Origin of the sequence: Microbacterium sp. 4-7 (genome assembly GCF_014332665.1) — a bacterium.
Lineage (GTDB): Bacteria > Actinomycetota > Actinomycetes > Actinomycetales > Microbacteriaceae > Microbacterium.
Genome location: NZ_MCRH01000005.1, coordinates 444,709 through 458,671, shown reverse-complemented (window position 1 = coordinate 458,671; position 13,963 = coordinate 444,709). Strand labels below are relative to the sequence as shown.

13 protein-coding genes are annotated in these 13,963 nt (G+C 68.8%); 10 read left to right on the top strand and 3 right to left on the bottom strand.

Features of this window, described 5'->3' with window-relative positions:
• Nucleotides 1–17: 17 nt before the first annotated feature.
• Complete coding sequence (locus BEP68_RS12220; protein WP_187250113.1) at nucleotides 18–1,889, bottom strand: FAD-dependent monooxygenase; 1,872 nt, start codon at nucleotides 1,887–1,889, stop codon at nucleotides 18–20.
• A 132-nt stretch (nucleotides 1,890–2,021) separates the two neighbouring features.
• Between BEP68_RS12220 and BEP68_RS12215 the strand changes: the two genes are divergently transcribed.
• Nucleotides 2,022–2,723, top strand: a complete 702-nt coding sequence (locus BEP68_RS12215) for an IclR family transcriptional regulator (RefSeq protein WP_053095415.1) — start codon at nucleotides 2,022–2,024, stop codon at nucleotides 2,721–2,723.
• A 92-nt stretch (nucleotides 2,724–2,815) separates the two neighbouring features.
• Here BEP68_RS12215 and BEP68_RS12210 read toward each other — a convergent pair whose 3' ends face one another.
• The gene (locus BEP68_RS12210; protein WP_187250112.1) at nucleotides 2,816–4,195 is read right to left on the bottom strand and encodes an MFS transporter; all 1,380 of its coding nucleotides are present in this window, start codon (nucleotides 4,193–4,195) and stop codon (nucleotides 2,816–2,818) included.
• Nucleotides 4,196–4,349: 154 nt separating this feature from the next.
• On the opposite strand from BEP68_RS12210, the gene BEP68_RS12205 reads away from it, so the two are divergent.
• Genes BEP68_RS12205 through BEP68_RS12170 form a run of 8 tightly spaced genes read left to right on the top strand, consistent with a single transcriptional unit; the run spans nucleotide 4,350 to nucleotide 12,820 of the window.
• Nucleotides 4,350–5,804, top strand: a complete 1,455-nt coding sequence (locus BEP68_RS12205; protein WP_187250154.1) for a fumarylacetoacetate hydrolase family protein — start codon at nucleotides 4,350–4,352, stop codon at nucleotides 5,802–5,804.
• The gene (locus tag BEP68_RS12200; RefSeq protein ID WP_053095412.1) at nucleotides 5,801–6,487 is read left to right on the top strand and encodes a GntR family transcriptional regulator; all 687 of its coding nucleotides are present in this window, start codon (nucleotides 5,801–5,803) and stop codon (nucleotides 6,485–6,487) included. The genes BEP68_RS12205 and BEP68_RS12200 overlap by 4 nt, the downstream gene beginning before the upstream one ends.
• Nucleotides 6,484–7,980, top strand: a complete 1,497-nt coding sequence (gene hpaE, locus BEP68_RS12195; RefSeq protein WP_053095411.1) for a 5-carboxymethyl-2-hydroxymuconate semialdehyde dehydrogenase — start codon at nucleotides 6,484–6,486, stop codon at nucleotides 7,978–7,980. Before BEP68_RS12200 ends, hpaE begins: the two co-directional genes overlap by 4 nt.
• Before the next feature lie 13 nt (nucleotides 7,981–7,993).
• Nucleotides 7,994–9,157, top strand: a complete 1,164-nt coding sequence (hpaD, locus tag BEP68_RS12190; RefSeq protein WP_053095410.1) for a 3,4-dihydroxyphenylacetate 2,3-dioxygenase — start codon at nucleotides 7,994–7,996, stop codon at nucleotides 9,155–9,157.
• A 38-nt stretch (nucleotides 9,158–9,195) separates the two neighbouring features.
• Nucleotides 9,196–9,981, top strand: a complete 786-nt coding sequence (locus BEP68_RS12185; protein ID WP_187250111.1) for a fumarylacetoacetate hydrolase family protein — start codon at nucleotides 9,196–9,198, stop codon at nucleotides 9,979–9,981.
• Nucleotides 9,966–10,769, top strand: coding sequence for an HpcH/HpaI aldolase family protein (locus BEP68_RS12180; protein ID WP_187250110.1), 804 nt, complete (start codon nucleotides 9,966–9,968; stop codon nucleotides 10,767–10,769). Before BEP68_RS12185 ends, BEP68_RS12180 begins: the two co-directional genes overlap by 16 nt.
• Nucleotides 10,770–10,827: 58 nt before the next feature.
• A complete protein-coding gene (locus BEP68_RS12175) occupies nucleotides 10,828–12,075 on the top strand; it encodes an MFS transporter (protein WP_187250109.1) in 1,248 nt (415 codons plus the stop codon).
• A gap of 22 nt (nucleotides 12,076–12,097) precedes the next feature.
• The gene (locus tag BEP68_RS12170; protein WP_187250108.1) at nucleotides 12,098–12,820 is read left to right on the top strand and encodes a DUF6882 domain-containing protein; all 723 of its coding nucleotides are present in this window, start codon (nucleotides 12,098–12,100) and stop codon (nucleotides 12,818–12,820) included.
• 20 nt (nucleotides 12,821–12,840) lie between these two features.
• Here the strand turns inward: BEP68_RS12170 and BEP68_RS12165 are convergent, their stop codons facing one another.
• The gene (locus BEP68_RS12165; RefSeq protein ID WP_056277414.1) at nucleotides 12,841–13,317 is read right to left on the bottom strand and encodes a DUF4188 domain-containing protein; all 477 of its coding nucleotides are present in this window, start codon (nucleotides 13,315–13,317) and stop codon (nucleotides 12,841–12,843) included.
• A gap of 65 nt (nucleotides 13,318–13,382) precedes the next feature.
• Between BEP68_RS12165 and BEP68_RS12160 the strand changes: the two genes are divergently transcribed.
• Nucleotides 13,383–13,943 (top strand): TetR/AcrR family transcriptional regulator, encoded by a 561-nt coding sequence (locus BEP68_RS12160; RefSeq protein ID WP_261987829.1) that lies wholly within the window; start codon nucleotides 13,383–13,385, stop codon nucleotides 13,941–13,943.
• The last annotated feature ends 20 nt before the right edge of the window (nucleotides 13,944–13,963 follow it).

Below are 13,963 nucleotides of genomic sequence, written 5' to 3'. Positions count from 1 at the left end.
CCCTCCGGATCGCAGGCTCAGGATGCCGGCAGCAGCGCCCCCTCGAAGAACGACGCCAGCTCGTCCGTCGCGTCGAGGGGCAGGATCGCGGCGACGTACTGATCGGGCCGCACCACGACGATGACGCCGTCGCGCGACAGCTCCCGCGCCTCGAAGATGTCGGTCTCGGTCCACTTCGACGGGCCGGCCGCGTAGACCTTCTCCCAGTCGGTGAGCCCGAGCGGACCGGTCTTCGGATGGAACAGCGCAGGCGCCGAGGTGACCTCGACCTCCTCGTGCGGCTGCTGGTAGATCGCCTTGACGTCGAAGACGGCATCGGCGTCGGCATCCGCAGGCGTGAACCGGGAGAGCACCGGAGCCGCCGACTCGGCCCACGCGTCGAGCGTCGCCGCATCGCGACCCGCGAACGCGTAGACGCGCCAGCGCCCGTCCGCCTTGGCGTGGTGCCCGAGATGGATCGCGTTGCCGTCGCCCACCCGCACGACCTCGGCCGACTTGAAGCGCTTGCCGAGGGGGAAGCCGCCCGCAAGTGCCTGATGTGCGTCCGAGCCGGTGATCATCGACGAGGTGTACTGCGTCATGAAGCCGGAGGGGAACTCCGCCGTCGCCAGGTAGTACGTCGCGAGGTCCGTGGGGTCGGTGATCTCCGACGGCTTGCGCGCCATCAAGGTCGACCACTCCCGATCGAAGTCGATGAGCTGCTGCGCGACGGGCCGACGCTCGGCGCCGTAGGTCGCGAGCAGCGCCTCGGGCGCCCGACCGGTCAGCACCGATCCGAGTTTCCAGCCGAGGTTGAACCCGTCCTGCATCGACACGTTCATGCCCTGGCCGGCCTTCGCGCTGTGGGTGTGGCAGGCATCGCCCGTGAGGAACACGTGCGGCGTGCGACCCGACCCGTCGATCACGTCGTCGAACCCGTCGGTGACCCGGTGGCCGACCTCGTAGACGCTGTGCCACGCGACCTCCTTCACGTCCAGCGTGTAGGGGCTCAGGATCGCGTTCGCCTTGGCGATGATGTCCTCGATGGGCGTCTGCCGCACGCGGTGGTCGTCGTCCTCGGCGACCTCGCCGAGGTCGATGTACATCCGGCTGAGGTACCCGCCCTCCCGTGGGATGTGCAGGATGTTGCCCGCCTCCGAGTTGATCGCGCACTTGGTGCGCCAGTCGGGGAAGTCGGTGTTCACGAGGACGTCCATGACACCCCAGGCATGCGCGGCGCTGCCGCCGACGTGCGTGCGGCCGATCGCCTGGCGCACGCCGCTGCGTGCGCCGTCGCAGCCGACGACGTACTTCGCGCGGATCGTGCGCTCTTCGCCGGTCCGCTCCCCTGCAACGTAGCGCAGGGAGACCTCGACCGGGTGCTCGCCCTCGTCGTGCACGGTGAGTCCGGCGAATTCGATGCCGTAGTCGGGCGCGATGCGGCCGGGACCGTTCGACGCCGCCTCGGCGAAGTAGTCGAGCACGCGTGCCTGGTTGACGATGAGGTGCGGGAACTCGCAGATGTCGTAGGCGTAGTCCGCCGTCCGCGACGTGCGGACGATCTCGTCGGGCTTCTCGGGATTCGGACCCCAGAAGTTCATCCAGCCGATGTTGTAGGCCTCGGCGATGATGCGCTCGGCGAATCCGAACGCCTGGAACGTCTCGACGCTGCGCGGCTGGATGCCGTCGGCCTGCCCGAGCACCAGACGGCCCTCGCGCTTCTCGATGATGCGCGTGGAGATGTCGGGATACTGCGACATCTGCGCCGCGAGCAGCATGCCGGCGGGGCCCGAGCCGACGATCAGCACATCGATCTCGTCGGGGAGGTCGGCGGGCCGGTCCGCGCCGAGCCCCGCGGCGTCCTTCACGCGGGGGTCTCCGGAGACATAGCCGTGGTGGTGGAACTGCATCGTCGTCGATTCCTTCCGGACTTCTCTGTCAGGTGTTGCCTTCGAACGGCACGTGTTCTATATTCGAACACGACGTTCTACTATTGAACACAGCTTAGGGACGGTCGTCTCGAAACGCAAGGGAGCGCACGCATGCCCGAAGGCACTCCGGCCTCGCAGACCCTGAGCCGCGGCATCCGCATCCTGGAGGTTCTCGCCGATGCGCGGATCCCCCTCACGATCGACGAGATCGCCGCGCGACTCGACGTGCATCGCTCGGTGGCGTATCGCCTGCTGCGCACCCTGGAAGACCACCGACTCATCGGAAGGGACGCCTCAGGCGCCGTGACCCTGGGACCGCGCATGGCCGCGCTGGCAGCGGGCGTGGCTCACGATCTGCAGGCCGAGGCCATCCCCGAGCTGACCGCGATCGCCAACGAGCTCGGCATGACCTGCTTCCTCGGCGTGCTCGACGGCGATGACTGCATCACACTCGCGAGCATCGAACCCCGCCACGCGATCGCGAGCGTCGCCCAGCGACCGGGCGCCAGGCACTCCGTCACGGTCGGAGCGCCCGGCAAGGCGATCCTTACGCAGCTCCCGGTGTCCCAGTGGCCCGGAGAACCGGGGGCGACACTGCGCGCAGAGGTCGACCGGGCTCGCGCCCGCGGATATGCGACGAGCCATGACGAGGTCATCCCCACCGTGCAGTCCGTCGCCGTGCCCCTCGTGCTGCGCGGCCAGCGGCCCGCGGCGATCGCGGTCGTCCACGTCGCGACCGCCCTCGACGACGCCGAGATCGCGGACCGCCTGAGGCGCTCGGCATCCGCGATCCGCGACGCGCTCGACGGCTGAGCCCTCGGCGGCGGAGAACCGGACCGACGCTCTCCTGCACACGCACGAGCGCACGCCCGCCAGGCGGACGTGCGCTCGTGCGTGGATGCGGGTCAGGCCCTGGCGAGCCCGCGGATCGGGCTCACGGACTGCTCCTCCTCGTGATCCGGCCCCAGCGGGATGCCCGAGCGATCACGCAGCAGCAGCGTCGCCACGAGGCCGAGCAGCGTCATGCCGGCGAGGTACCACGTGACGGCCTGCGTCGAGCCGGTCGCCTGCACGATGGCGGTCGCGATGGTCGGCGCGAACGCACCGCCGGCGATGGCGCCGATCGCATACGAGATCGAGACGCCCGAGAAGCGGATGCTGGCGGGGAAGAGCTCGGTGTAGAGCGCCGCCTGCGGCCCGTAGGTGAAGCCGAGACCGATCGTGAGGATCGCGAGGCCGGCGAACAGCAGTCCGACCTGGCCGGTGTTCACGAGCGGGAAGAGCGTGAACACACCGACGAGCTGCATCACCCAGCCGATGATGTAGGTGGTGCGCCGACCGATGCGGTCCGACAGCCACCCGGCGATGAGCGTCGTGATGAGCCAGGTGACGGCCGAGCCGGTGACCGCCCACAGCACCGGTCCGCGCTCGAGACCGATCGGGCCCTCGGGGTTGGTGGCGTAGCCCTGGATGTATCCGCCGGTCGTCATGTACCCGACCGCGTTGTTTCCGGCGAAGACGAGGGCGGCGATGATGACGAGCAGGAGGTGCTTGCGGAACAGCTGCACGATCGGCATGCTCGCCTTCTCCTTGCGCTCGGCGAGCTCGATGAACACCGGGCTCTCCTCGACCTTGCGGCGCACGTAGTAGCCGACCAGGATCAGGACGACGCTGAGCAGGAACGGGATGCGCCAGCCCCACTGGATGAACTGGTCTCCGGGGGCGATCGCCGTCATCAGCGCCATCACTCCCGACGCGAGCAGCAGACCGAGCGGCACACCGATCTGGGGCGACGCGCCGAAGATCCCGCGCTTCTTCTTCGGGGCGTGCTCGACGGCCATCAGCACCGCACCGCCCCATTCGCCTCCGGCCGAGATGCCCTGCAGGATGCGCAGCAGCACCAGCAGGATGGGTGCGGCGATCCCGATCGCGTCGTAGGTCGGCAGGACTCCGATGAGCGCGGTCGCCGCTCCCATCAGGATCAGCGTCCACATGAGAACGGTCTTGCGCCCGAGCTTGTCGCCGTAGTGTCCCGCGAGGAACGCTCCGAGCGGGCGGAAGAGGAAGCTGACGCCGACGGTGGCGAAGGCGATCAACGCGCTGTTCGCGCCGAGCGGCTCGAAGAAGAGCTGCCCGAAGACCAGCCCGACCGCCGTGGCGTAGATGAAGAAGTCGTACCACTCGACCGTGGTGCCGACGACGGTGGCGAACACGACCCGGCGCCGATCGGCCGGTGTCGCGATGGTTCCGGTGGGTGTGAACCCAGCCTGTGACTGCCCGCTCATAGGGGTGTCTCCTTTGATTGTGACCGCATTGTCACGGCTCGCGTCCGAGGTGTGTCGAGTTGCTTGCCGAGGGGTGACACGATGATATATGATTTCGAATACGACGCACAAGGCGTCGACGTGAAGCGCGAGGAGGCGCCCCGTGACGGCATCCATGACCCGCCCCGGCAAGATCATCGCGATCCATCTGAGCTACGCGTCCCGTGCCGACCAGCGCGGCCGGCGCCCCGCAGCTCCCTCCTACTTCTTCAAGCCGGCGAGTTCCGTCGGTGTCTCCGGGGGCACGGTCGAGCGCCCGGCCGGCACCGAGCTGCTCGCCTTCGAGGGCGAGATCGCGCTCGTCATCGGCACCCCTGCCCGCCGCGTCTCGCTCGATGACGCGTGGAGCCATGTCGGCTGGGTCACCGCCTCGAACGACCTCGGCCTCTACGACCTGCGCGCCAACGACAAGGGATCCAACGTGCGATCCAAGGGCGGCGACGGCTACACGCCTCTCGGTCCCGAGCTGATCGACGCCCGCGCGATCGACCCCGCGGCCCTGCGTGTCCGGGCCTGGGTCAACGGAGACCTGCGTCAGGACGACACCACCGCCGGCCTCATCTTCCCCCTCGCCCAGCTGGTCGCCGACCTCTCTCAGCACTTCACGCTCGAACCCGGCGACGTCATCCTCACCGGCACGCCGGCGGGTTCCTCCGTGATCGTCCCCGGCGATGTGGTCGAGATCGAGGTGGATGCTCCGGATGCCGAGGGCTCCCCCTCCTCGGGACGCCTGGTGACCACCGTCACGCAGGGCGATGTGCCCTTCGACGCCGAGGTCGGCTCGCTTCCCGCCGTCGACGACCTGCAGCGCACCGAGGCATGGGGCTCCCGCGAAGACGCGGGTCTGCCGCCTGAGGCCACGTCCGCGCTGTCCCCCGAGCTCCGCGCCAAGCTGATGGAAGCTCCGACAGCCGGCCTCTCGTCGCAGCTGCGCAAGCGCGGACACCACTCGTGCTTCATCGATGGCGTCTCTGCGAACCTCCCCGGCAGCAAGATCGTCGGCACGGCCAAGACGCTGCGCTTCGTGCCGTTCAGAGAAGACCTGTTCGCGAGCCATGGCGGCGGATACAACGCCCAGAAGCGGGCGTTCGATGCCGTCGGCGAGGGCGAGATCATCGTGATCGAAGCGCGCGGCGACGCGACCACCGGAACACTGGGCGACATCCTCGCGCTCCGCGCCCGCGCCCGCGGAGCCGCCGGAGTCGTGACCGACGGCGGTGTGCGCGACTTCGATGCGGTCGCCGAGATCGGCCTTCCGGTCTTCTCGCAGGGCGCTCATCCCTCGGTCCTCGGACGCAGGCACGTGCCGTGGGACTCCGACGTCACCATCTCGTGCGGCGGCGCCACGGTCCAGCCGGGCGACATCATCGTGGGCGACGGCGACGGCGTCATCGTGATCCCTCCCTCGCTCGCCGAGCAGGTCGCAGACGATGCTCTCGCGCAGGAGATCGAGGACGCGTGGATCGCCGAGCAGGTCGCCGCCGGACATCCGGTCGACGGCCTCTTCCCGCTCAACGCCGCGTGGCGGGAGAAGTACGAAGCCGCCACCGGCACCGGTGCCGGCTCATGACGACGGTGGCGAACTCCAGCAAGTCGGAGCAGGCGTACGCCTGGATCCGCTCACGGATCTCGGGACACGTCTTCGGCCCCGGTTACCGTCTGGTGCTGGGATCGTTGGCGGAAGAGCTCGGGATGAGCGTCGTGCCGGTGCGTGAAGCGATCCGCCGGCTCGAAGCCGAGGGCCTCGTGACGTTCGAGCGCAACGTGGGCGCGCGGGTGACCCTCGTCGACGAGAGCGAATACGCGCACACGATGCAGACGCTCGGGCTGGTCGAAGGCTCGGCCACCGCCCTCTCCGCTCCCTTCCTCGACGCCGAGGCGCTCGACGCCGCGGAGGCGGTGAACGAGCGGATGATCCAGATGCTCGGTCATCTCGACGCCCATGCGTTCACCGAGCTCAACAGGCAGTTCCATTCGCTGCTCTTCGAACCCTGCCCGAATCCGCACCTGCTCGACCTCGTGCACCGTGGCTGGGCGCGGCTGTCCGGCATCCGGGATTCGACCTTCGCCTACGTGCCCGGCCGGGCTCAGCACTCGGTCGAGGAGCACGCGCAGATCCTCGAGCTGATCCGAACGGGCGCCGACCCGCTCGAGATCGAGCTCGCCGCCCGCAACCACCGCCTGCGCACGAGGGACGCCTTCCTCGACGCGCTGCACACCCGTTCTCACCACAACTCAGGAGACGAGTCATGACCGATTCCCGCATCCCCGCAGACCTGCCCGACCACATCCAGCACTACATCGACGGAGCGTTCGTCGACTCCGTCGACGGTGACACGTTCGATGTGCTCGATCCGGTGACGAACAAGACCTACACGACCGCAGCCGCCGGCAAGAAGGCCGACATCGAGCTCGCCGTCGCCGCTGCCACGCGCGCGTTCGACGAGGGCCCCTGGCCTCGGATGCTGCCGCGGGAGCGCTCGCGGGTGCTGCACAGGATCGCCGACATCGTCGAGTCGCGGGATGCCCGCCTCGCCGAGCTCGAGTCGTACGACTCCGGACTGCCGATCACCCAGGCGCTCGGCCAGGCCCGCCGCGCGGCCGAGAACTTCCGCTTCTTCGCCGACCTGATCGTCGCCCAGTCCGATGACGCCTTCAAGGTCCCCGGCAAGCAGATGAACTACGTCAACCGCAAGCCGATCGGCGTCGCCGGCCTCATCACGCCGTGGAACACGCCGTTCATGCTCGAGTCGTGGAAGCTCGGCCCCGCACTCGCGACCGGCAACACCGTGGTGCTCAAGCCCGCCGAGTTCACGCCGCTCTCCGCCTCGCTCTGGGCGGGCATCTTCGAGGAGGCCGGGCTGCCGCAGGGCGTGTTCAATCTCGTGAACGGCCTCGGCGAAGACGCCGGAGACGCCCTCGTGAAGCACCCCGACGTGCCGCTCATCTCGTTCACGGGCGAGAGCTCGACCGGACAGCTGATCTTCGGCAACGCCGCACCGTTCCTCAAGGGCCTGTCGATGGAGCTCGGCGGCAAGTCCCCCGCCGTCGTCTTCGCCGATGCCGATATCGAGGCCGCGGTCGACGCGACGATCTTCGGCGTGTTCTCCCTCAACGGCGAGCGCTGCACCGCCGGCTCCCGCATCCTCGTCGAGCGCTCCATCTACGAGGAGTTCGTCGAGCGCTACGCCGCCCAGGCGAAGCGCGTGAAGGTCGGCTACCCGCACGACCCGGCCACCGAGGTCGGCGCGCTCGTGCACCCCGAGCACTACGACAAGGTGATGAGCTACGTCGAGATCGGCAAGACCGAGGGCCGCCTCGTCGCCGGCGGCGGCCGCCCCGAGGGCTTCGACGAGGGCAACTTCGTCGCGCCGACGGTGTTCGCCGACGTCTCCCCCGATGCCCGCATCTTCCAGGAGGAGATCTTCGGCCCCGTCGTCGCCATCACCCCGTTCGACTCCGACGACGAGGCGCTCTCGCTCGCGAACAACACGAAGTACGGCCTGGCCGCCTACATCTGGACGAACGACCTGAAGCGCGCCCACAACTTCGCGCAGTCCGTGGAGGCGGGCATGGTGTGGCTGAACAGCAACAACGTGCGCGACCTGCGCACCCCCTTCGGCGGCGTCAAGGCTTCGGGCCTGGGCCACGAGGGCGGCTACCGCTCGATCGACTTCTACACCGACCAGCAGAGCGTGCACATCACGCTCGGCGGCGCGCACAACCCGACCTTCGGCAAGAACTGAGCAAGGACCCGACATGACCGACAAGACTGCGAAGACGCTGACCTCCTCGGGCTACTACGTGAGCCAGGAGGCTCCGATCGAGACCGCCAACCCGATCGCGACGCCCGAGAGCACTCCCCCGGACGTGCTGCGCTGCGCCTACATGGAGCTGGTCGTCACCGACCTCGCGGCCTCGCGGGTGTTCTACGTCGACGTCCTGGGGCTGTATGTCACCGAAGAGGACGACGAGGCGATCTACCTCCGCTCGACCGAGGAGTTCATCCACCACAACCTCGTGCTGCGCAAGGGGCCGATCGCCGCTGTGGCCGCGTTCTCCTACCGCGTGCGCTCGGCTGAGGATCTCGACCTCGCCGTGGCGTTCTACACCGAGCTCGGCTGCGACGTGCGCCGCAACCCGGAGGGCTTCGTCAAGGGCGTCGGCGACTCGGTGCGCGTGGTCGACCCGCTGGGCTTCCCCATCGAGTTCTTCCACCAGTCCGACCACGTCGAGCGCATGTCGTGGCGCTACGACCTGCACATCCCGGGCGAGCTCGTTCGACTCGACCACTTCAACCAGGTCACCCCCGATGTGCCCCGCGCCGTGAAGTTCATGCAGGACCTGGGATTCCGCGTCACGGAGGACATCCAGGACGACGAGGGCACCGTGTACGCCGCCTGGATGCGTCGCAAGCCCACCGTGCACGACACCGCGATGACCGGCGGCGACGGCCCCCGCATGCATCACGTCTGCTTCGCGACCCACGAGAAGCACAACATCCTCGCGATCTGCGACAAGCTCGGAGCCCTCCGCCGCTCCGACGCGATCGAGCGCGGCCCGGGCCGCCACGGCGTCTCGAACGCGTTCTACCTCTACCTCCGCGACCCCGACGGTCACCGTGTCGAGGTCTACACGCAGGACTACTACACGGGCGACCCCGACAACCCCGTCATCACCTGGGATGTGCACGACAACCAGCGCCGCGACTGGTGGGGCAACCCGGTCGTCCCGTCCTGGTACACCGAGGCCTCGCTCGTGCTCGACCTCGACGGCAACCCGCAGCCCGTCGTCGCCCGCACCGACGACTCCGAGATGGCCGTCACGATCGGTGCCGACGGCTTCTCGTACACGCGACCCGGCGACGACGAGGCCATGCCGGAGTACAAGCAGGGCGAGTACAAGCTCGGCCACCAGCTCTGATCGATTCATCCGCAGGTTCGCACACAGAGGAGAGACGGATGCTGTCAGCAGACATCGTCGCGCAGATCGCCGGAGAGCTCGCCGAGGCCGACCGGACCCACTCGGTGATCCCCCGGATCACCGCCCGGTACCCGGACGCGACGGTCGAGGATTCATACGCGATCCAGGGGGTCTGGCGCGACTCGCAGATCGCCGCGGGACGCCGTCTCGTCGGACGCAAGATCGGATTGACGTCGAAGGCGATGCAGCAGGCCACCGGCATCACAGAGCCCGACTACGGGGTGATGTTCGACGACACCGTCTACGAGTCGGGTGCCGAGATCCCGGTCGACCACTTCTCGAACGTGCGCATCGAGGTCGAGCTCGCGTTCGTGCTCAAGCATCCGCTCGAGGGGCCCGACTGCACGCTCGACGACGCCCTCGCCGCGATCGACTACGCCGTGCCGGCGCTCGAGGTGCTGAACTCGCACATCGAGCTCGAGGGCAGGACGATCGTCGACACGATCAGCGACAACGCCGCCTACGGGGCCATGGTCCTCGGCGATGTGCACAAGCGCCCGGACGAGATCGACCTGCGATGGGTGCCCGGCGTGCTCTCGCGCAACGGCGAGATCGAGGAGACCGGAGTCGCCGCCGGCGTGCTGGGCCACCCCGCCACCGGCGTCGCCTGGCTCGCGAACAAGTTCCACCAGCACGGCGCGCGTCTCGAGGCCGGCGAGGTCATCCTGGCAGGATCGTTCACACGCCCGATGTGGGTGTCTCGCGGCGATCAGGTGCTGTGCGACTACGGACCGATGGGAACGATCGAATGCCGCTTCATCTGAGCCCCTCCTTCCGCGAGCATCTCGCCGTCTCCGATCGCCCGCTCATCGGGATGTGGGCGTGCTCAGGCAGTGCCCTCGTCACCGAGGTGGCTGCGGGCTCGGGCCTCGACTGGCTGCTGATCGACATGGAGCATTCGGCCAACACGCTCGAGTCCACGCTGCTGCAGCTGCAGGTCGTCGCCGCCTATCCGATCACCCCGGTGGTGCGCGTGCCGTCCAACGACATCGTGGCGATCAAGCAGGTCCTCGACCTCGGAGCACAGAACCTCATCGTCCCGATGGTCTCGTCGGCCGAGGAGGCACGCGCGGCCGTCTCGGCGACCCGCTATCCGCCAGAGGGCGTCCGAGGAGTCGGGAGCGCGCTCGCCCGCAGCGCGCGCTGGAACCGGGTCGACGGCTACCTGCGCGACTCGGCGCGGCACACCTCCCTCACCGTGCAGATCGAGACGGTCGCCGGGGTGGAGGCCGCCTCCGAGATCGCGGCGGTGGAGGGCGTGGACGCCGTGTTCGTGGGCCCGTCTGATCTCTCCGCGTCGATGGGACTGCTCGGCCAGCAGACGCATCCGGATGTCGTCGCCGCCGTCGAGCAGGTGTTCGCCGCGGTCGCGGCCGCAGGCACGCCCGTCGGTGTGAACGCCTTCGATCCCTCCGCCGCCGATGCGTACACCGCCGCCGGCGCGGACTTCGTGGCGGTCGGTGCCGACGTGGCGATGCTGGCACGCGCATCCGAGGCTCTGGCCGCCCGCTTCATCCCGGCATCCGACGACACGACCCGCTCCAGCTACTGACGCCTGCCGCTGCCCTCGAGTGGCAGGATTGACGGATGCAGAGCAGCGACGAGCCGTCATGATCCGCGCCCTCGCAGCGATGCAGGACCGAGGATTCCGCTGGTTCTTCCTCGCCCGCGCCATCACTCTGATCGCAGGGTCGATGTCGTCGATCGCGCTGGCCTTCGCCGTGCTCGAGATCGACAACGACGCACGCTCGCTCTCCCTGGTCCTGGCCGCCTTCACCGTCAGCAACATCGTCTTCCTGCTCTTCGGCGGCGTGATCGCCGACCGGCTGCCTCGCGCGCTGATCATCCAGTCCTGCTACGTCATCGACATCCTGACGGTGGGCGCGATGGCCGCCCTCCTGTTCAGCGGCACAGCCACGGTTCCCCTGCTCGCTCTGCTGTCGGTCGTGAACGGTGCGTCCACCGCGTTCGTGCTCCCCGCCATGCAGGGGATCATCCCGCAGCTGACCTCCCCCGAGCACCTGCAGCAGGCCAACGCGATGCTGTCGTTCGTGCGCTCGGCGACCACGATCGGCGGCCCGATCATCGCGGGCATCGTCGTGGCCGCGGCCGGCCCCGCCTGGGCCATGGTCGTTCAGGCGATCGGCTGGGTCATCGCGATCCCCGTCCTGGCGATGGTCCGACTGCCTCCGCCTGATCATGCGGGCGGAACCACGATGTTCCACGACCTCAGGATCGGGTGGCAGGAGTTCTGGAGTCGCACGTGGCTGTGGGTCATCGTTCTCGCCTTCATGGTCATGAACGCGATCCACATCGGCGCGTGGGGCGTCGTCGGTCCGTACATCGCCAAGAACGACGAACGGCTCGGCATCGCCGGCTGGGGGTGGGTCGTCAGCGCCGAAGGCGTCGGCATCCTGCTCATGACCCTCGTCCTGATGTGGTTCCCGCTGAAACGCCCCCTGCGCTACGGCATGATCGGCATGGCCGCGTTCGCGATCCCGCTCACCGTCCTCGGCGTGCACCCCGCGGTGGTGCTGCTCGCCATCGCCGCCTTCCTCGCCGGCGCCGGGGCCGAGGTGTTCAGCACCGGGTGGAACCTCGCGATGATGGAGAACATCCCGGGCGACAAGCTGTCCCGCGTCTCGAGCTACGACATGCTCGGCAGCTTCGTCGTGATGCCGATCGGCACCCTCGTCTACGGCTGGCTGATCACCCGCAGCGATGTCGAGACGGTGCTGGTCACCTCGGGGATCCTCTATGCCGTGCTCGCCGCCGTGACACTGGTGGTACCGAGTGTCTGGCGGATGGGCCGCCCCTCCGATGCACTGTCCCCGCGCTCGGAGTTGGCGGATTCATAGCAACCCGGGCGAGACTGTGGGCATGACCTTCGCCGCGCTCCAGCCGCTCGCAGACCGTGCCGCACTGTTCTCCGCCCTCCGTCAGGACTCCCTGGCCACCGCCCTCGAGGACCTCGGTGACAATCGATGGGATGCCGACATGGCGGCGGGCACCCTCACCTTCACCTCGAACGCCGATGCCACGCGCCGGCTCGTGGCTCGCGCCCACCTCGTCGCGACGATCGCCCCCGGTCCCCGCTCGCTGCTCTGGGCGTGGGCGCACCCGCAGGGCGACCCTGCCGGCATCGCCGGCCAGCTGCGCGATTACGGCAGGGAGCACGGCATCCCGGAGCTGAGCGAGCAGGAGCTCCCCTTCCCCGCGGACGCCACCGGCGACGCCGACTGGATCACCGCAGCCGCCCACACGGTCGGCGCGGTCGCGGTCGAGCTCACCGGTCGAGCGCCCTACTACCTCGCGCCGGTCGGCGGCGGCACGTACGCCGTCTTCCTGCTCGATGCGCCGCTCCCCGCCCTGACCGTCGCCGCAGCCTCCATCGCCCTTCCGCGCATCCTCTCGGGCCTGGCTCTGCCTGATGCCCGGACGGCGGTCTGGGACGCCGCCCGTCTCGCCGGGTGGAACCTCACGTGGACCGACGAGGCGTTCTCGGGGGCCACGGTCGCCGACGGCACGGGCACTGCGACCTTCCGCTTCGACGAGCAGGCTCGCATCACGAACATCGAGAGCAGCCTGCACCCCCAGGGCTGAGCTCTGATGATGCCGGCGCGTCAGCGACCCATCCGCTGGCGCGCCGTCTTCATGCCCGGCCCTACGGGGACGTGCGCGGTCGCCGCCGCGAGTCCGAATGCCGGCATGTCGACGTAGACGGCCTCCAGATCCGCTGTCGGCACCTGATAGGTCTCATGCCACACGCCGACACTCCCCGTTCCCTGCAGCGTGCGCATGAAGTCGCGCCAGGGCTGCAGATGGGGGGCGTCGCGGTCGGCGGCGAACCGCTGCAGATGCTCCGGACTCTCCCAGTACGACAGCAGGATCGTCGTGCGACCGAACCAGCTGTGCACTCCGAGCATCCCCGCCTCCGGGTGCGTCGCGAGATGCTGCAGCATCGGGGGCATCTTGCTGGCCGTGCGCCACACCCTGCCGAGCTGCCACCACCGATTGGCTCGCATCCCGATCAGGAAGACCGTCACATCCGATCGTTCCGGAGCGGCCGTGAACCTGCCGGGGAAGACGTGCTGAGTCATGCGCTCTCCTTGGAACATCGTTACGTAACTGCGTTATGCAACAACGTTACGATAAGATCGATCCCATGGCAAGACCTCCCCTGTACGACGACGCCCTGCGCGACCGCCTGCTCGACGCGACGGCCGAGATGGTCGACGACAAGGGCCCCGAGCGGATCAGTCTCCGCGACATCGCACAGAACGCCGGCACCTCGACCTCAGCGGTCTACGCGCTGTTCGGCGGGAAGACCGAACTGCTCGTCGCGGTCATCGAGCACGGCTTCGCGTCGTTCGGCGAGGCGCAGGCCACGGCCGAACCGGAAGGGCTCCGCGCACTCGGATTCGCGTATCGGACGTGGGCGATGGAGAATCCCGCGCTCTACCGCCTCATGTTCGGCGGCGCAGTGGCGACCGAGGACTGCCGCCCCGATGACGCGACCATGAGCACGGCGATGGCGCCGCTCGTGCGCGCGCTCGCGGCCCGCGTCGACGAACCGCAGGTCATGGCCGCCGCTCTCACCGTCTGGGCGCAGGTGCATGGAGCCGTGAGCCTCGAACTCGCCGGGGTCACTCCCCCGCTCGTCCCGTGGGACTCCGTCTACGGCACCGTGGTCGATGCGGTCGAACGCGCGTTTCCCGCACGCTGATCCCCACCAGGCTCCGCACG